At 35.0% G+C, this 16,444-nt stretch carries 17 protein-coding genes; 5 read left to right on the forward strand and 12 right to left on the reverse strand.

What is annotated here, in order from left to right; translation table 11 throughout:
• Window positions 1-795, forward strand: coding sequence for an anti-sigma factor (locus EXIGUO8A_RS18635; protein WP_159304341.1), 795 nt, complete (start codon window positions 1-3; stop codon window positions 793-795).
• A gap of 143 nt (window positions 796-938) precedes the next feature.
• Here EXIGUO8A_RS18635 and EXIGUO8A_RS18640 read toward each other — a convergent pair whose 3' ends face one another.
• Together EXIGUO8A_RS18640 and EXIGUO8A_RS18645 are read right to left on the reverse strand one after the other, a co-directional pair.
• Window positions 939-1,982, reverse strand: coding sequence for a VOC family protein (locus EXIGUO8A_RS18640; RefSeq protein WP_159304342.1), 1,044 nt, complete (start codon window positions 1,980-1,982; stop codon window positions 939-941).
• Window positions 1,975-2,679 carry a glycosyltransferase gene (locus EXIGUO8A_RS18645; RefSeq protein WP_159304343.1) on the reverse strand — a complete coding sequence of 235 codons (705 nt, stop codon included), beginning with the start codon at window positions 2,677-2,679 and terminating at the stop codon, window positions 1,975-1,977. Before EXIGUO8A_RS18645 ends, EXIGUO8A_RS18640 begins: the two co-directional genes overlap by 8 nt.
• Before the next feature lie 201 nt (window positions 2,680-2,880).
• Here EXIGUO8A_RS18645 and EXIGUO8A_RS18650 point away from each other — a divergent pair, with 201 nt between their 5' ends.
• On the forward strand, window positions 2,881-3,672 hold the full coding sequence (locus EXIGUO8A_RS18650) for a DUF547 domain-containing protein (RefSeq protein WP_159304344.1): 792 nt from the start codon (window positions 2,881-2,883) through the stop codon (window positions 3,670-3,672).
• 126 nt (window positions 3,673-3,798) lie between these two features.
• Window positions 3,799-6,042 (forward strand): efflux RND transporter permease subunit, encoded by a 2,244-nt coding sequence (locus EXIGUO8A_RS18655; protein ID WP_159304345.1) that lies wholly within the window; start codon window positions 3,799-3,801, stop codon window positions 6,040-6,042.
• Window positions 6,043-6,387: 345 nt separating this feature from the next.
• On the opposite strand, the gene EXIGUO8A_RS18660 is transcribed toward EXIGUO8A_RS18655, so the two are convergent.
• The 3 genes from EXIGUO8A_RS18660 to EXIGUO8A_RS18670 form a co-directional block, all read right to left on the reverse strand.
• A complete protein-coding gene (locus tag EXIGUO8A_RS18660) occupies window positions 6,388-7,665 on the reverse strand; it encodes a tetratricopeptide repeat protein (protein ID WP_159304346.1) in 1,278 nt (425 codons plus the stop codon).
• 131 nt (window positions 7,666-7,796) lie between these two features.
• Window positions 7,797-8,570 (reverse strand): DUF4331 family protein, encoded by a 774-nt coding sequence (locus EXIGUO8A_RS18665; RefSeq protein ID WP_236564523.1) that lies wholly within the window; start codon window positions 8,568-8,570, stop codon window positions 7,797-7,799.
• 22 nt (window positions 8,571-8,592) lie between these two features.
• Window positions 8,593-9,303, reverse strand: a complete 711-nt coding sequence (locus EXIGUO8A_RS18670; protein ID WP_116769402.1) for a DUF4331 family protein — start codon at window positions 9,301-9,303, stop codon at window positions 8,593-8,595.
• A gap of 200 nt (window positions 9,304-9,503) precedes the next feature.
• Here EXIGUO8A_RS18670 and EXIGUO8A_RS18675 point away from each other — a divergent pair, with 200 nt between their 5' ends.
• Window positions 9,504-10,709 carry an LETM1-related biofilm-associated protein gene (locus EXIGUO8A_RS18675; protein WP_159304347.1) on the forward strand — a complete coding sequence of 402 codons (1,206 nt, stop codon included), beginning with the start codon at window positions 9,504-9,506 and terminating at the stop codon, window positions 10,707-10,709.
• Between the two features lie 24 nt (window positions 10,710-10,733).
• Here the strand turns inward: EXIGUO8A_RS18675 and EXIGUO8A_RS18680 are convergent, their stop codons facing one another.
• The 7 genes from EXIGUO8A_RS18680 to EXIGUO8A_RS18710 all read right to left on the reverse strand — a co-directional run bounded on the left by EXIGUO8A_RS18680 (window position 10,734) and on the right by EXIGUO8A_RS18710 (window position 14,759).
• The gene (locus EXIGUO8A_RS18680; protein WP_116769404.1) at window positions 10,734-11,498 is read right to left on the reverse strand and encodes a LytR/AlgR family response regulator transcription factor; all 765 of its coding nucleotides are present in this window, start codon (window positions 11,496-11,498) and stop codon (window positions 10,734-10,736) included.
• Window positions 11,499-11,527: 29 nt separating this feature from the next.
• Complete coding sequence (locus tag EXIGUO8A_RS18685; protein ID WP_159304348.1) at window positions 11,528-11,893, reverse strand: 2TM domain-containing protein; 366 nt, start codon at window positions 11,891-11,893, stop codon at window positions 11,528-11,530.
• A gap of 1 nt (window position 11,894) precedes the next feature.
• Window positions 11,895-12,233: a 2TM domain-containing protein gene (locus tag EXIGUO8A_RS18690; protein ID WP_159304349.1), complete on the reverse strand. Its 339-nt coding sequence runs from the start codon at window positions 12,231-12,233 to the stop codon at window positions 11,895-11,897.
• Window positions 12,224-12,514 (reverse strand): 2TM domain-containing protein, encoded by a 291-nt coding sequence (locus EXIGUO8A_RS18695; RefSeq protein ID WP_159304350.1) that lies wholly within the window; start codon window positions 12,512-12,514, stop codon window positions 12,224-12,226. Before EXIGUO8A_RS18695 ends, EXIGUO8A_RS18690 begins: the two co-directional genes overlap by 10 nt.
• Before the next feature lie 18 nt (window positions 12,515-12,532).
• Window positions 12,533-12,817: a 2TM domain-containing protein gene (locus EXIGUO8A_RS18700; protein ID WP_159304351.1), complete on the reverse strand. Its 285-nt coding sequence runs from the start codon at window positions 12,815-12,817 to the stop codon at window positions 12,533-12,535.
• A 144-nt stretch (window positions 12,818-12,961) separates the two neighbouring features.
• Window positions 12,962-13,414: a pyridoxamine 5'-phosphate oxidase family protein gene (locus tag EXIGUO8A_RS18705; protein WP_159304352.1), complete on the reverse strand. Its 453-nt coding sequence runs from the start codon at window positions 13,412-13,414 to the stop codon at window positions 12,962-12,964.
• A gap of 22 nt (window positions 13,415-13,436) precedes the next feature.
• A complete protein-coding gene (locus EXIGUO8A_RS18710) occupies window positions 13,437-14,759 on the reverse strand; it encodes a 2TM domain-containing protein (RefSeq protein ID WP_159304353.1) in 1,323 nt (440 codons plus the stop codon).
• Between the two features lie 328 nt (window positions 14,760-15,087).
• Between EXIGUO8A_RS18710 and EXIGUO8A_RS18715 the strand changes: the two genes are divergently transcribed.
• On the forward strand, window positions 15,088-16,302 hold the full coding sequence (locus EXIGUO8A_RS18715) for a hypothetical protein (protein ID WP_159304354.1): 1,215 nt from the start codon (window positions 15,088-15,090) through the stop codon (window positions 16,300-16,302).
• Window positions 16,303-16,444 lie beyond the last annotated feature (142 nt).

The raw sequence follows: 16,444 nt of genomic DNA on the forward strand, positions 1-16,444 counted from the left end.
ATGGATGTAGAAAAATACATAGCATCGGGAATTTTGGAGGTTTATATAGCCGGTACTCTTTCAGAAAAAGAAAATCTGGAAATTGCCGAATATGCCAAAGAATATCCAGAAATTAAGAAGGAAATCGAAGAGATAGAGGCTTCTATATTAGAATTGTCCAAAAAAGCTTCACCAGGGTATAATTATTCATTTAAAGCATTGATGAGTAGCATAAATGGTGATGTTAAGGTGGTGGATATGAATGAAAAACCTAGTTCGCCATTCTTATCTTACATTGGTTGGGCCGCATCTGTTTTACTTGCCGTGGGCCTATTTTATATGTACCAGCAAAATCAAGAACTTAAATCTGATATTGAAGTTGTAGAAAAGCAAAACATAGATTTAGAACAACAAATTGCTGATACCGACTCTTCTTTAGAACAAACACAAGAATTATTGAACACCTTACGTGATAAAGATATAAGTGTTATTTCGTTAGGCGGACAAGAGATTTCACCAACATCATATGCCAAAGCTTATTGGAACAAAAAGGAAGAAAAGGTTTTTATAGATGCAAAAGGTCTACCAGAACCACCAGATGATTTTGTATACCAAGTATGGTCTCTTAAACTTTCACCGCTTACCCCTACCAGTATGGGGCTACTAGAAGATTTTGCAACGGATGAAAACAAGGTATTTGCATTGAACAACCCGAACGAATCTGAAGCATTCGGTATTACTTTAGAACCTGCCGGTGGTAGTGAATCACCCACATTGGAACAATTGTATACTCTTGGGGTAGTCAACGCTTCTTAAGCTTTAAAAAGTAATTTATAAATGGGCAGTTAAATGAATCTGCCCATTTTTTTTGTCATGTATCCGCTATAGTTTGTAAATACTCCGTCTGTTTTAGTGTTTAACACTCATGCAAAATATGGGAAGAAAACAGCAACCGATAGTTATCGATCCGTTTTTACCCTATGAAAAGCTAAAATCTTTACCAACCATTTTGGCAGCGTTTTATTCGGGTTTCTTTTCTTAAGATTTAGATATAATCCGAAGGATTTTAAAATAGGGACTTTATGGGTTTCTACCAATTCGATCAATGTGCCATCTGGATCTTCCATATAACTGAAATGCCCAGCGGCATCGCCCATATCAAAACTATTGGCGCTATCTACCGTAAAAGAACAATTATTGTTCAGCGCTTTTTCTCTAATTGCCGACATACCAGAAACATCAAAACATAAGTGTATATAACCCAAATCTCCCCAAAGCCTGTTTTTGAAAATTTTATTCGGAGCAGCATCCAAAATTTGAACAAGTTCTAATTGTGTAGGACCTAAAAGGTCTCCAAAACCACTAATACCAATTCGTTCTTGTTGCAAAATAACTCGTCTACATTTCCCTTTGATCTTATCTAGAACAGGGTCAATATTATCATAACACACTATAGTATAACCCAACATGGTAGCATAGAATTGTTTGGACTTTTCCATATCACTAACCCCTATAACAGCACCCTGCACTCCCCCATTTAATGACGATTGTCTAGAAAACGAATATGTATCTTCTACCATCTGAACACGATTACCAAAAGGATCTTCAAAGTAAAAGTTAGGTTTATTGGTTATGGAAATTTCGGATAGATTACACACTCCCAATTCTTTAAGATACCCATGCATTTCTGGTAGGTTTTTACACCTGATCTTCATGGCATAAATACCTAAATCTCCAAAATTTACAGGAACTTCTGGAGCAACGGGAACTCGGTCTTTAAACTGCCAAATTTCCAATCCGCCGCCACCTGTCATATTTAAGGATAAATAAGCTGCTCTTCTTTCTGCCTTATTGTTTGTGTAACGAGTCATTAATGATGCAACCGCCTCATCTTCAAACAATAAAATATCAAAACCTAAATGCTTTCTATACCAATTAAATACTTTTTTGACATCTAAGACTTCAATGCCTATCTGTTGAATACCATTAATTTTTTCAACCATTATATGGGGTGCGTATCAATTTATTGTGAAGAGATTTTAGCTTATTGCCAGGGTATCCTAGTTTAAAAAGTACAACCAATATGAAATTTGATAAGTTGACCCTTAAATATGAGTTGGATTCATATTTACGTGCAGATACTACCAAATCATTTTTAACAATAGTATATGGTAGATTCTTTTTTTTCATTCTATCAAAAAACTCAAAATCTTCCATGAGCACCTGTTTCTCATTAAAGCGTCCTAACTGCTCAAAGGCCTCTTTTCTAATGAACAGGCATTGATCGCCGCCACCCGTAAACAATCCGTCCTTTGCCGTAAAAGCTGCATTTATACGCAGGTACCATTTGTCCTTATCAAATCGGTATGAAAAAAAGCCTGCATCGTATCCATTATCAAGGGTTTGAATTATATTTTCAATAAATTCAGCTGGCGGTACTACATCGGCATGTAAAAAAACAAGGGTTTTACCCATTGCAACACCAGCTGCTTCGTTCATTTGGGCTGCCCTACCCTTATTCTTGCACTGTACTAGTTTAACTTTATCAATACAGTCCAATAATTCAATTTCATCTGTATTACAAGGAGACAAAGCCACTAATACCTCAATTAATCGGTCATGTCGTAAAAAACTTGCAATACTAAAAAGGCGCTGCAAGTTTTGATATTCATTATGTGCAGGTATAATTATACTGATCATAAATTGGTGAATCGTAGAATTTTGGTTCTTAAATATAGCCTTAATTAATGCCAATTACCTTTATCTACGTAAGTTGTTAGAAATAGTTTTAAAACCTTATAATTTTTAAAGCTTAATGTAATCGATATATAATGTATTCGACCAAGATGAAACGAACCTTTACGATACATTTACGTAGATAAAGTAACCTAAAACTATTTTATGAAATTAAGACTATACTTTTTAGCAGTTTTATTTGCTTTATCATGTACGGCAAGAACCAATGTACAAGCCCAAACCGAAACGACCGAAGAATCGGTTGATTTTAATGAGTTATCAGAATCTTTTCTACAGAATATCATTGCTGAAAAAGGCACACAAGAAATACAGAACGTTTTAGCGAATACTACCATAGAAGAACTAGCGGCCGCACTTGACACCAATGATAAAAGATTGGCTTTTTGGATAAATATTTACAATGCCTATTTACAGGTAATTCTACAAGAAAATCCCGAATTATATGATGACCGCGGCAGCTTTTTCAAAATGGAGCAAATTTTGATCGCCGGTGAAATGGTCTCTTTCGCAAAAATTGAACACGGACTCATTAGAAAATCTCAATGGGAATACGGTTTAGGCTATATTCGTAAATGGTTCCCCAATAAATTTGAGCGTAAATTAAGAGTTGACAAACCCATATATAATATACATTTTGCCTTGAATTGCGGAGCCAAAGACTGTCCGCCAGTAGCGGTTTATGAGTGGGAACGTGTACAAGAGCAATTACAAATTGGCACCAAAAGACATTTAAAGAAAACCAGTGAGTTCAACTCAGAGACCAATGTTGTTAAGGTTACATCTCTGTTCAGTTGGTTTAGGGGAGATTTTGGCGGAAAAAGCGGTATCAAGAAAATTTTGAAAGAAAACGAGATTGTACCTACTACCAAAGATATAGACATAGAATACACGAACTACGACTGGACCTTGTACCTAGACAATTTTATTGAGCTATAAGACATACTGGTAGTTTTAGTATAAAGATGAATTCTCATCAACTAAAAGTATTCTTATTTGCTTCTTATCATGACGATTACCCTATAGTGTGTTAAATTTGCACCCGAATAGATCTTATACTTTTTTATGAAGGTTGGCTTTGGTTTCCTTAAAAAGTTTTTTGTTGTACTGTTTATCCTTCTGGGGGTTTTGGCAGCCTCTAAGTTAGATGAGCTTCAATTCTCATTCGATTTTAGTCAGTTTTTTCCCGAGGAAGACCCTGACCTCGCCTTTTATGACAGTTATGTTGAAGAATTTGGCACCGATGACAACTTTTTACTGATTGCCGTAAAGAACCAGTCTGATGTATTTCAACAAGATTTTCTCCAAAAATTTAAGGCATTTTCCGAAGACAGTAAAGATTTTGAATTCGTATTGGAAAGTAGTTCTATTACTTCGCTATCTTATCCTTTAAAAACGTCTTTCGGGTATACCACGCTACCTATTGTTCATATTAATGATCCTTCATTATATGAAAAAGATTGGGACAAATTAAAAGCTGACTCCTTATTCATAAATACTCTTATAGATAAGAATCGAAAATCTCTGGTGTTGGCATTACAAACCGAAGACAACCTTAACTATCAGCAGTCTAAACTTCTTTTAAACCAAATAAGGGATTCGCTTAAAGCGCATGAACTAACAGACTACCATATTCTGGGCAGAGCATTTTTCTATGAAGCCATTGTTGAAATGCAGAAGAGCGAAGTACTTACCACCACAATAGTAGCCTCTATTTTGGTTTTCATTATTCTTCTTTTAGTCTATAGAAGTATGCCGGTAGTTCTAATCTCTGTTTTTTCCATAGCTATGTCCCTTTTACTGTTTATGGGTCTTTTGGGTTGGCTCGGAAAGGAACTGAATGCCATGGCGGCATTTTACCCGGTGTTAATGCTTATTGTGGGTACTTCTGATGTGATACATTTAACCGATAGTTATATACGAAAACTACAGAGCAACATCCCACGTTACGCCGCTATAACCTCATCATTGAAGGAAGTAGGAATGACCACCTTACTAACCTCTGTTACCACAGCGGTGGGTTTTGTTACCTTGCTTTCATCTCGATTGGTGAGTATTCAAGAATTTGGAATAAATGCCGCTATTGGCGTATTGGTAGCATATATAACGGTAATTTTCTTAACGGGATCTCTGCTCATCAGTCTTCCTGAAAAATCATTGATAGGGCGCAGAAGCATTTCTGAAAATTGGGTCAACTACCTTTTAAAGATCAATACGTTCACTAAAAACTTTCCTAAAACCATTATTGTCGGTACCGTAATATTTACCTCGCTTTGTGTTTTGGGCATCTATTTGGTACAGACCAATCAAGAACTAAAGCAGACCTTACCCTCTGAAAGTAAAATTGCTCAAGATTTTGAATATTTTCAGAACAATTACGCAGGTTTTAGACCTTTGGAAATTGCCGTAATGAGTACTGACGGACATAAAGTAACCGATTATAATGTTGCCTTAGAGATAGAGAAACTGCTTTCATACCTAAAATCTATTGAAAGTATTGGCAGTTTACAGTCTTCTAACCTGCCCTATAAAATTCTGAACAAAGCCAATAACCTTAACAACTCTGCTTATTTTACGCTACCAAAAGACGAGAAAACATTTTTAAAATACCAGAAAGATACTCGTAAACTGGCGCGTAAACAGTTAGCCAAATTTGTAAATGCAGATGAATCTATTGCCCGTATTAATGGGCGATTACAAGATATTGGCACCGATAACCTTAAAGTTGTTTATGACAATATTGATGATTTTGCTAAAACCAAGCTAGATTCTTCGCTCATTACAATTAAGGTAACGGGTAAAAGTATTTTGTTGGATAAAAATTCTGAATACATAAGAAGTAGCCTTCTTGAAGGTTTGCTTTACGGACTATTATTGATCGGAGTTATAATGGCCTTTGTTTTTAAGGACATTAAAATATTCTTGATATCATTGGTACCCAATGTACTACCCATTTTGTTTGCGGGTGGCATGCTTGGTTTTCTAGGTATTCCGTTAGAAGCATCCTTATCCGTAGTATTCGCGATCGTATTCGGAATTGCCGTAGATGACACTATCCACTTTTTAGGGAAGTATAAATTAGGTATAACCCAAGGATTGGATAAAGAAGCGGCAATTGAGAAAACATTTGCCCAAACAGGAAGGGCATTGGTCATCACCACCATCATTTTGTTCTTCGGCTTTATGGTGATGCTATTTTCAATTCATCAACCCAGTGTAACCATAGGGTTGATCATTAGCGTAACCCTAGTAACCGCGTTGATACTAGACTTATTACTGTTACCGGTTCTTCTAAGAAAATTGATCTAAATAGAACTATTCTTTTTGTGAAGGGTCTTTTGCAACGATTTATAAGCGAATATTGCTCTGCCGACCATGAAAATCATTAAACTTATCCATAATGTAAAGAGTAGGTATTCCATAACACTATATGTTTTACTTGGTTACTTTTAGTCTGCATTATAAAGTCGTGGGGCGAACTTTAGAATGCATTTGGTCGATAAATATATGTATTTCATCTATGCGCCTGTTAAAAAAAACCAAATATTCGACGAAATGCATAATAATAACAACGCCACGACTTTACGTCGTGGCGTTGAAAAAAAAACAATCCAACCTAAAACAAACATGAAATGAATATAATTGGGCAATCAATTACAAATCATGGACTTGCTTTTCCATACCGGGACCTAGTTCATATATAGCCCCTATTAATTCTCCTTTTATCTCCTTAACCCTTGCGTCTTTTCCGTTTGCTTTGTAAACTTCGGCTGCTTGGTAAAGCAACGCAGGTTCAAATGTTTTACCATATACGTAGGTATCCATAATTTCCATAGCCTGTTCTTTGTCCCCATTTTTTAGGTGACTGTAGCCCAACCAACTATAAGATTCTGGGGTAGGTCTATTATCAACCTCTCTTTGTGCCAAAGCCAAAGCGCTATCATATTGTTTGGTTTCTCCTATGTACAAGCCTAGGTTATATGCATTATACATATCGCCATATGCTTTGTCTTTTACTCTTGTAAAGTATTCATCTAAGTTTTTTGTGCGTATTAAATCATCACCTGCATAGTCTGCTATTTCTGCCTTTAGCAAAAAGTAATCGGGCGCATTATAAGTTTTGGTCACCGAATCTAAAATGCGAATAGCTTCTTTTGAGTTCTTATCGTTTGAAAAAACGATCCATGCAATACCTTTTTTAGCATATGCATTGTTATTATCTATTTCCAAAGCCTTTAAATAATGATCGTACGAATCTTTAATTCTACCGGCATGCCCATAGTAATCGCCAAGATTGGTATAACTCCATAGCATTAAATCTTTATTCTTAGACAATTCTGCCTTTGCTCTAGCCTTTTCCATAAAGTTTATGGTCGTATCCAAATCACCTTTATAATCGTTCCATTTTGCTACTCGAATCATATATCCAAAATCTGACATATTCTTTAAACTATCTAAATAGCTTTCTGCCAAATCGTAATTACCAAGTTCCATATGAAGATCAAAGTACAAACTTTGGTTTTCGGTTTTATCGCCACCTATTGCCGCTGCAGAATCTGTTAAATGTAATGCTTCTTTAAAACGGTGCTGGGAAATATAATTTCTTGCTAAAGCCCTGTAAAAACCAGGCTTACCAATATTTGCGATATCAACTGCCCTTTTTAAACTTTTTTCGGCCTTCATCAAAAACTCGATATCTCCAGTTTGTTGAAAATACCTGTTGTATTCACCACCAACGATACCAAAGCTGGTTAACTGCATGCTATCTGGCCTTATTTTAGAATTCCAAAGATCAAAATATTTTGATGTGGTCTTAATCTCATTTGCGACTAAATACTTGTCGTAATCTTTTTTATTTGCAACTGTTTCATGATTTTTAGTATTACATGATGATACCAGTACTACTATAATTAAAAGCTTTATCAATTTCATAATGTTGTTTTTTGTGGATTGTTTAAAATAGGGAGAGCCTTTCAACTCTCCCTTCCCTTCTCTTTCATAAACAATTTAGGGACGTGCCAGTCTTACCTACCACTAACAATAAGTAAGGTGAAGGCAACTTCTTATTCTGGCGCTCCCAAATATGGGAACGTAGTACCTACAGTAGCGGTTAGCCCAACGCCATCTGAGGTTAATCTTGGCAAGTCTGCCATACCATCATCATCGGTATCTTGACCACTAAAACGGTCTCCTTCCATACCACCGAACAATAAAATCAATGAAACATCGATAACATCATCTTGTGGTAATCTACCAGTTAACGCTACTTCATCACCGTCTGGAACCAAAATTCTACCATCATCATCTGCGTCGGTACCTGGATTAAAGTATGTTGTTGGTAAATTCGGTGCTACTTCCAATACATCGGCAGCTAAATATCCTGTTAATGTTGGAGCATCCAATCCTAAAATATTAACCTCATAGTCAACGTCATTTGGATCTGCACCTAATATGTTCGCATACACATCGTGATATGCTTCTAACCTTGCCTCAAAATCAGCTTGAAAAGTCGCTGCCATTTCTGAAGGAATAGACATATTATGAGAATCTTTAATATCTCCATCGGCACTCAATACGGTATTGATACCTGGTCTACCCATAAAATCTACTTGGGCATAAGTTCCTGTAAAATCTGGTGCTTCTGGCTCCATAGCATCTTCACAAGGCGTACATGTACCACCACAATCTACTCCGGTTTCATCACCGTTCATTATTCCGTCATCACATGTTGGTGTAATTACTACTGGTGTATTGTCATCATCATCATCGCTACAAGAAGCTAATGCGGCAACTGCCAAAAGAGACAAAAACGTATATTTTATATTTTTAAATTTCATCTTACTATATTTTATAAAGTTATTATTGCTTAACATTTGTAGTTACCCAAGTCTTGTACACTTCTAAACCAAGTGCATTTTGACCTGTTGTAGCACCTAAAAGACTATTAGGTATTTCAACCACTACAGCCATTGTATTGGCACCGTCGAAAGTATCTACAGCAGTTTCATCGTCGTCATCAGTAGAATCTGGGTCACCAGCCGGTTTAAAACCTAATGGAGCCGTACCACCAATTACCTCATTGAACTGAAAGAAGTCAAAGAAAAAAGCATCTTGTCGTGGTCCTGCAAATAAAGAAACTCCGCTATCGGTAGTTTCAACAATGGCTGTTTCTGCAGAAATGTCTACCGATCCTAATGGTGCATCTACCATTACCGCTCCGTTTAAACCTGTTTCACTAGGTGCAACCGGACCAAAGAAATACATTTTACCATCTCTTGGTATTGCCTGAATTACTAAATCTTCTACCAAATCGTTATCGGTATCGATATTAATTTCCAATAATACGTTTTCATCAAATGTACCGTACGCCAAATCTGGCAGTACATTAGATTGTAGGTCTACCGCAAAAACGGTATTGTCTGAACCTTCTGTTGGTTCAAAAGCATAAAAATCGGCAATATCTGCCGTGGTTCCCATAGCACTTGGCGCATCAATGTGATCTGCCGCCACTAAAAGACCTCCTACAAGGGCCAAAGCCCCAAGTCCCATAAATAATTTTGATTTTTTCATTATCTCTTTTTTTAGATTAGAATCACCCTTACTTACGCAGCAAAAAAGAGAAGGTTCATTTTTTCTTAAAAAAAATTAAATTTTATTTTTAATCCCATATTCCGGTACAAGCGTAAACCCTTCAGTATCGTAGAAGTAACTATTTATAAATATGTGTGAAGTAATAATTAGCTAACTTTGCAGTGTTAAATTATTAAGATATGAACCCGTCTTCCTCTGGTTGGATCGAGAAATATGGTTCGGTGGTTCAAAGACACCAAAACGCTTTCCCAACTTTTGAAGCTTTATATGGTACGCTTAAAAAAAGCGGATTCGTATATGGGTTAAATTCTGGCGTACCAGAGTTTATTGAGCTTGAACATGCCCTTTCTGAAGACGAAAAGGCAAAAATCAACTTATTGCACGCTTTATACTTTACCTACCGTATTGAAGGTGGTGAAGATTATTCCATCTTTATAGAACAGGTATTCAAGTTCTATGAACTTTTAAAAATCAACAACGAAAGCTTTTTTGATAAGTGGTTTACCGGCAAGAAAACTTCTGCCAAGCTAGAAAAGTTAATGACCTCTAGAATTTATATTGAGGACAACATCATCAGTAAAACTTTTAATAGCCTTATTACCAATTCGCTATTGTTCATTGATGTGCTGCTTTTTAAACACTTTTTAAAGGACTACCCTGCCTTAAAGGAAAAAGCTGAAGAAATCGAATACTTAGCCATCAATATTACTTACCATGCATTAAGTTCTAAAGAGCTGGACAGAAAAGACAATAAGCTATCTCAATTGCTGGCTTCTTCCTTAACCTATATCAATTGTGCCGAGAATAGCTTTGATGGATCTTACCGCGAAAGATTACTTAACAATAAAGACAATTGGGAAAATAGATATTTGCTTGATATGGCCTGCCTTACCGTTTGGGAAGATCATTCATTAGATTATACAGAATCTGAGTTTATTTTCGGAATAGGAAAGGATTTGGGTTTCGACAGAACAATTATCTCAACTTCCATTACCGACGTTACCGAATTCTTTAAACTTAATTTCGAGACCATACCTTATTTAAAGGAAAAGAATTTAGCCATGCAATTTTATGATAGCATGGGTAAGTTGGTGAAGAAACTTATACTACGAAATAGCAAAAGGTTACATAAAGAACTATCTCAAAGTGCCGAATTGGTAGCACTGCTATCTAAATCAACAGTGCGAGATCTTAGTGATGAAGAAAAAAAGAAGGTTCAAAATCAGCTTTTAGATATTTTTAAAAGCATACCGTCTTTAGCCATTTTTATTCTACCGGGCGGAGCCATTCTTCTACCCATATTCATTAAGTTGATACCGAAATTATTACCGTCTGCTTTTGATGAAAATAGAATTGACGAGGAGGAGGACCTTTATCGCAAATAACCTATTATCAACACATTAACCCCTCTACTCTAACCAAAGCTTAAAATCTTTCACTTTCTCTCTACTTACGATTATTTCGTGATCTTGATTGTTATTCAACTTGATCTGTAATCTAGAATTTGTATAGGAAACAATATCTTTTATATGATCAATATTCACGTAGAATTTTCTGCTGACCCTAAAGAATACCTGTGGTTTCAGTTCATCTTCCAACTGTTCTAAGGTAGTATCCAACAGATAATTACGACCATCTTTTGTAGCGGCATAAGTGCCTTTGTTTTCGCTATAGAAACACTCCACATCTTCTGAATTGATGATTTTTAAATGCTGCCCAACCTTTGCCGTAAAACGTTTCTTATATTCACGCTCTAACGGATTTACCAATAACTTTTTAATATCATCAAAATCTAAAGCGATCTTGTTTGGCTCACCTGCAGATGCAAACCGTTTTCTGTATTTTTTGACCGCCTGTTCAAGATCTTCGTCATCTATTGGTTTTAACAAGTAATCTATACTATTCAATTTAAAAGCTTTTAATGCATACTCATCAAAGGCGGTAGTGAATATTATGGCACTATGTACTTCTATGACATCAAAAATCTCAAATGAGAGTCCGTCAGATAATTGAATATCCAAGAAAATTAAATCGGGGTGTTCATTCTCTTGAAACCAATTAATAGCCTCTTCTACAGAATGCAACATGGTAGAAACGTTTAGATCCAAACTTTCTAACATTCTGCCCAAACGTCTAGCTGCTGGTTTTTCATCTTCAATGATAATGGTCTTCATGGTCTGTATTTATGGTTTAGTGGTTTGCTTTAATCGTTGTAGGAGTTTAGGTATTTCTGAATTTTTCGATCTTCCCATTTCTTCATGTGCCATGAAATGTTACCAAAAACAGTAATTCCATGTATGGCCAGTATAATTCCCCAAACAATGGTAGTGCCGTAGACATTCCAATCAATCCAATCTAAAAACTCAGGATTACCGAATGCTTCTTTACTTACCAAAATGAAAACGAACTTATTTCTTAAGAAGTACAGAATGATATTTATGATCAGAAAAACCAATACGTGATTATAGAATCGTTTTATACTTGCCACTTTTGATTTCGCTCTTTCATATTTAGACAACCTACTAAATTCTTCATTTACAAGATTATCGTCTGGTAGATTAGTTTCCATATTATCTAAAATTTTCGGCATCTCTTTCCTCTTGCTCTACATATTTACTGATTTGGCGCTGTTCCCAATCTTTACTAAAGAAAGGATTAAAGCCAAATACTTTTGCTGCATGAAAAGCCAAACCTATTCCCCAGAAAAACGGAGTAGAAAAAGTACCTATATTAAACAAAGCCTCTGTAAATGATTCTCCTGCAGACATAATTGCCGTAATGGTAATCGTCATAAGAAATAAATTTACCAGTACATACACAAGTAAGTGAATATAAAACCCTTTTAATTCTTTGACCTTCTTCTGGGCTCTTATTAATTTATCCGATTGTTCAAATTCGTTTAGTTCCATCTTCTTGTATTTTCTTCTTGTTGTAAAAACTCTTGTATTTTTCTCTCTTCCCAGTCTCTGCCCATAAACGGATTCAAGTTAAAGATTTTATTCGCTTTAAAAAATAAGCTAATGCTTAAACCGAATACTACCCAAAGAAACCAGGCATTTCTCCATTCATTAAAATAATAATTGATCGATGCCACTATTATAATGGTTAACATAGCCGAGGCTACTTTACCATAAAATTTTCTAATTTCTTCAACTCTTTCTTTTGCTCTTCTATATTTTGTGTTTTCCATGATCTTTAGTTTTTTAGGTTATGATTCTTGCATAAATTCTTTGATCTTACGCTCTTCCCATTTCTTACTGAAAAATGGGCTATACCCGTAAGCATAAAGTCCGTTCATCAATAGACCGAATCCCCAGCCTAGTGCAGGAAAAATAAACCAAAGAAAACTTGTTGTATTATAATTGATATATGCCAAAAATGGGATTACGATACAGTATGCCAATAAATTGCCATAGAATCCTTTAATAGCTTGTACTTTTTCTTTTGCCTTTTCGTACTTATAATTTCTGTCGGTTGTGAAGTTTGATTCCATCTTTCTAAAGTTTTAGGTGATCGTTAATTTAATTCCTTACTTCAAATTTCGGCAGATTAAACAGGTTTTGAAAAATTGAAATACCCAGTTGTAATTTTTTACGACTGAATTGTATAAAGTTGTCTTTACTAGAAACAAATCACTTCAAAAACCATATGATTTCTTCGCACTTTCAATTTGCTCTTGCTCTGTGGTATTAGGATACAGTAGATATTTAGGCGCTATAATAGGTTTTGCATTAGTAACGGTAATTTTGGTAATGGTAGCAAACGGAAAATTTCCTTTTGTAAGTAGAAGAAGTACTTTTTCCATGTTAGAGAAGTCTAAAGATGATTTCACTACAATTTCAGCCTCACCTTTCAACTGAAATCCTTTTTGCTTTAAAACGTCTATAAAACTGATACAAACATTTTTGTTCGCTCTTATATTCTTTACCGTTTGTGGTGACGCTATGTTTGCTACTATAATCGTATCATCTTCAAAACAACTGAATATTTCTTTGGGTGATACATTGGGCATGTTATCGGCAGAAGATGTTGCCAACCAGCACAGAACACTATCACTAATTGCTGCTTTTATGTCTTCTGTTAGCTTCATAGTGTTTCTATTTAAAATTCATTTAAAAGTTTTCTCTCTCCATGAATTCCTTTATTTTTCTCTCTTCCCAGCCTTTGCCAAATAACGGATTATAACCATATGCCTTTAAACCGTGGGCAATTAAGCCAATACCCCAACCAATGGCAGGGAAAATGACCCAAACAAAACTTGTCGTCGTAAAATTGATATAGGCGAGTACGGGTATAACAATGCAATAGGATGTAAGGTTGCCATAGAAACCCTTTATGAGTTCTACACGTTCTTTTGCTTTCTCATAACGCTTGGCACTAATGTGCGATGCCTGGGTTTCTCGAAACGATATGGCATTTGTCAACATGGGCAAACGTACTTTGAATTCTTTAGCGGTCTTAAAAATCTGCATTTCCTTTTTGGTAAGAATGGCATACCGCTGGCGAATATTTTGTAGCCCTACACCACTACTCTTTTTAACAACCTGCTTTTCTTGCAAATTGTTGACCACATACAAATAGCCGTCTTCTTCATAGATTTTAATATGCAATGGTTTTGAAGATGTTACCACATTGTGCTTCACCGCATTCTCTAATAATAACTGTAACGATAGCGGTACAATTTTAGCCTCGGGATCTGTTGCCTCATCAGGAATTTCAAATACGATACTATCTTCAAAACGCATTTTTAAAAGTCGCACATAGGTTCGTGCAAACTTAAGTTCCTCATCGACCGAAATTAGATTTTTACTCTTCTGCTCCAATACATACCTATACACTTTAGATAAAGATGTAGTAAATTTTTGCGCCTGCATAGGATCTTCTTCGATTAGACTGGTAAGCACGTTGAGACTATTAAATAGAAAATGTGGATCTAGCTGATTCTTTAAAGCATCGAACTTTGCAGATGCCGAACCAGCAATAATTTTCTGCTCTTTTACCTTGGTATCTTGTAATGCTTTGTAAAAATAAAAGGCATGTAAAAACAGCGATACTACCAAGGTTACCAGTAACGCGTAAAAATAATATTCTACTTTTTCCCCTGCTATAAACTCATAAAAGCTGTGCCCAAAAATATAAATTTCTGTAAACGCACGTACCGCACCAAACGCCAATACCGTTAGTATAATTGAGCCAGAAGCACCGTACCATAGCCGTTTTTTGGTTTCATTCTCCCAACTATATTTTTTAGAGATATAGTCGCTGAAATACATATTAACCATAGATAGCATAAAAGAGTAGAGAAAGGCTATACCTGTAAATTGCATTTCGCCATATAATGTTATGCTTTCCCAATCAGATAGAAGCAACCGAACCAGTTCCATAACCAAGGCTATGATTATTGCTATTCTAACTACCTTTAAAAAACTACTCATGTTTGTAAGCTTAAATTGATCGGTTTCTGATTTTTAAAATTAGGGATTTACTTTTAGAAGTCATTAGCTTTCTAAAGCTACCCTATTAAAGAACAAACATGATCTCTTTTTCACCGGAATAAAATAAATAACAACCCAATTGTAGTTTTTAGGTACCGAACTGTAATATTGACCTGTTGATAGCTTTACCATAAAACTAAACTGCAGGTTTACGAATAACAATTTTTGTACAATTTTTCTTTCTTACATTGTTAAAATCTCCTAGATTTAAAACTTATATATATGATATATGTGCAATTGTGTACATATACGATTGTTGGCAATAATTATGAAAAACACATTTTACTTATTTGCAATCATCATTTTATTCACTTCTTGTAAAGAAGAAAAAAGAGTGATTGAAAAAATTGATTTTGAACCAGAATATATGTTTTCAACTGAAATAGAGAATAAAGTTGAAAAAGATACTGTTCCTTGGAAGTATCAAATTTCAGCTTCTAACTATGCTTTAAAAGGAGACTATAAAAATGCTTTAATTCAATGGGATTTGGCAATGGGAACAAGAGAAAAAAACTTTTCAAAATCCCAAATAGATTCTATTAATCAGAAGTATTCGAAAATTAAAGCAAGTGAGTATATTATAGAAAAAGCAAAGGAGAATCAAGTAATAATTATCAATGAAGCTCACCACAATTCGTTTCATCGAGTATTTACAAAATCACTTCTTCAAAAGCTATTTGAAAATGGGTATAAAAATTTAGGCCTTGAGGCATTAAAAAATAATGATAGTTTAATTTCAGCTCTTAATCAAAGAAAATACCCAGTTCAAAAAACGGGTTTGTATATAAAAGACCCTCAATTTGGTAATTTAGTTAGAGATGCTCTTGAAATTGGATATATACTATTTGCTTATGAAAATATGGGGAAAGGAAGTGGGAAACCAAGAGAGATTGAACAAGCAAAAAATATTGAGAATGTAATCAATTCCAAACCAAATGAAAAATTCTTAATCCATTGCGGTTATGACCACGCCTTAGAAGGAAATCATAGCTCTTGGGAAAAAGCAATGGCTGGAAGATTAACTGAATTTACAAACATAAATCCTTTGACTATTAATCAAGTAGTTTATAGTGAAAAAAGTAAACCTGAATACAATCATCCTCTTTTGAAAGCATTAGATATTAAAGAATCGTCAGTAATTATTGACAAAGATAATAAACCATTAAGCTATGAACGTGGAAAGGCTTGGACTGATATAGCTGTTCTTCATCCAAATACAAAATATATTGATGATAGACCTAATTGGTTATTCGAAAATGGAAATAAAAACGTTTCTATTTCACTAACTGATATTCAAATTGAATTTCCAATTATGGTTTTAGCTTTTAAAAAAGGGGAAGATATAAATTTAGCTGTTCCAATTGATATTACAGAAGTTGAAAGTAAAAAAGATAATTGTAATCTCGGATTGAAAAAGGGAGTTTATGAGATTGTAGTTACAAATGAAAAACAGTCTTTTAAATTTGAACAGAAAGTAAAATAACTATTGCCAACAATGGTAACCGTTGCACAAGCCAATAATTAGAGATAATTGCTATCGATATAAGCCTCTTTAAGGGGCTTTTTTTATGCCATGTCAGAAGATGAACCTAAATTTTAGATGCACTGGAGAAAGGCTTTTCACG

The sequence above is a fragment of the Maribacter litoralis genome, assembly GCF_902506355.1.
Lineage (GTDB): Bacteria > Bacteroidota > Bacteroidia > Flavobacteriales > Flavobacteriaceae > Maribacter > Maribacter litoralis.

What these genes read in the sequence shown, in the direction of transcription:
- EXIGUO8A_RS18650 (WP_159304344.1), top strand. Translation starts at nt 2,881, where the DNA reads ATGAAATTAAGACTATACTTTTTAGCAGTTTTATTTGCTTTATCATGT.
- EXIGUO8A_RS18695 (WP_159304350.1), bottom strand. Translation starts at nt 12,514, where the DNA reads ATGGAAAACACAAAATATAGAAGAGCAAAAGAAAGAGTTGAAGAAATT.
- EXIGUO8A_RS18640 (WP_159304342.1), bottom strand. Translation starts at nt 1,982, where the DNA reads ATGGTTGAAAAAATTAATGGTATTCAACAGATAGGCATTGAAGTCTTA.
- EXIGUO8A_RS18645 (WP_159304343.1), bottom strand. Translation starts at nt 2,679, where the DNA reads ATGATCAGTATAATTATACCTGCACATAATGAATATCAAAACTTGCAG.
- EXIGUO8A_RS18690 (WP_159304349.1), bottom strand. Translation starts at nt 12,233, where the DNA reads ATGGAACTAAACGAATTTGAACAATCGGATAAATTAATAAGAGCCCAG.
- EXIGUO8A_RS18660 (WP_159304346.1), bottom strand. Translation starts at nt 7,665, where the DNA reads ATGAAATTGATAAAGCTTTTAATTATAGTAGTACTGGTATCATCATGT.
- EXIGUO8A_RS18680 (WP_116769404.1), bottom strand. Translation starts at nt 11,498, where the DNA reads ATGAAGACCATTATCATTGAAGATGAAAAACCAGCAGCTAGACGTTTG.
- EXIGUO8A_RS18715 (WP_159304354.1), top strand. Translation starts at nt 15,088, where the DNA reads ATGAAAAACACATTTTACTTATTTGCAATCATCATTTTATTCACTTCT.
- EXIGUO8A_RS18665 (WP_236564523.1), bottom strand. Translation starts at nt 8,570, where the DNA reads ATGAAATTTAAAAATATAAAATATACGTTTTTGTCTCTTTTGGCAGTT.
- EXIGUO8A_RS18710 (WP_159304353.1), bottom strand. Translation starts at nt 14,759, where the DNA reads ATGAGTAGTTTTTTAAAGGTAGTTAGAATAGCAATAATCATAGCCTTG.
- EXIGUO8A_RS18685 (WP_159304348.1), bottom strand. Translation starts at nt 11,893, where the DNA reads ATGGAAACTAATCTACCAGACGATAATCTTGTAAATGAAGAATTTAGT.
- EXIGUO8A_RS18670 (WP_116769402.1), bottom strand. Translation starts at nt 9,303, where the DNA reads ATGAAAAAATCAAAATTATTTATGGGACTTGGGGCTTTGGCCCTTGTA.
- EXIGUO8A_RS18705 (WP_159304352.1), bottom strand. Translation starts at nt 13,414, where the DNA reads ATGAAGCTAACAGAAGACATAAAAGCAGCAATTAGTGATAGTGTTCTG.
- EXIGUO8A_RS18675 (WP_159304347.1), top strand. Translation starts at nt 9,504, where the DNA reads ATGAACCCGTCTTCCTCTGGTTGGATCGAGAAATATGGTTCGGTGGTT.
- EXIGUO8A_RS18700 (WP_159304351.1), bottom strand. Translation starts at nt 12,817, where the DNA reads ATGGAATCAAACTTCACAACCGACAGAAATTATAAGTACGAAAAGGCA.
- EXIGUO8A_RS18635 (WP_159304341.1), top strand. Translation starts at nt 1, where the DNA reads ATGGATGTAGAAAAATACATAGCATCGGGAATTTTGGAGGTTTATATA.
- EXIGUO8A_RS18655 (WP_159304345.1), top strand. Translation starts at nt 3,799, where the DNA reads ATGAAGGTTGGCTTTGGTTTCCTTAAAAAGTTTTTTGTTGTACTGTTT.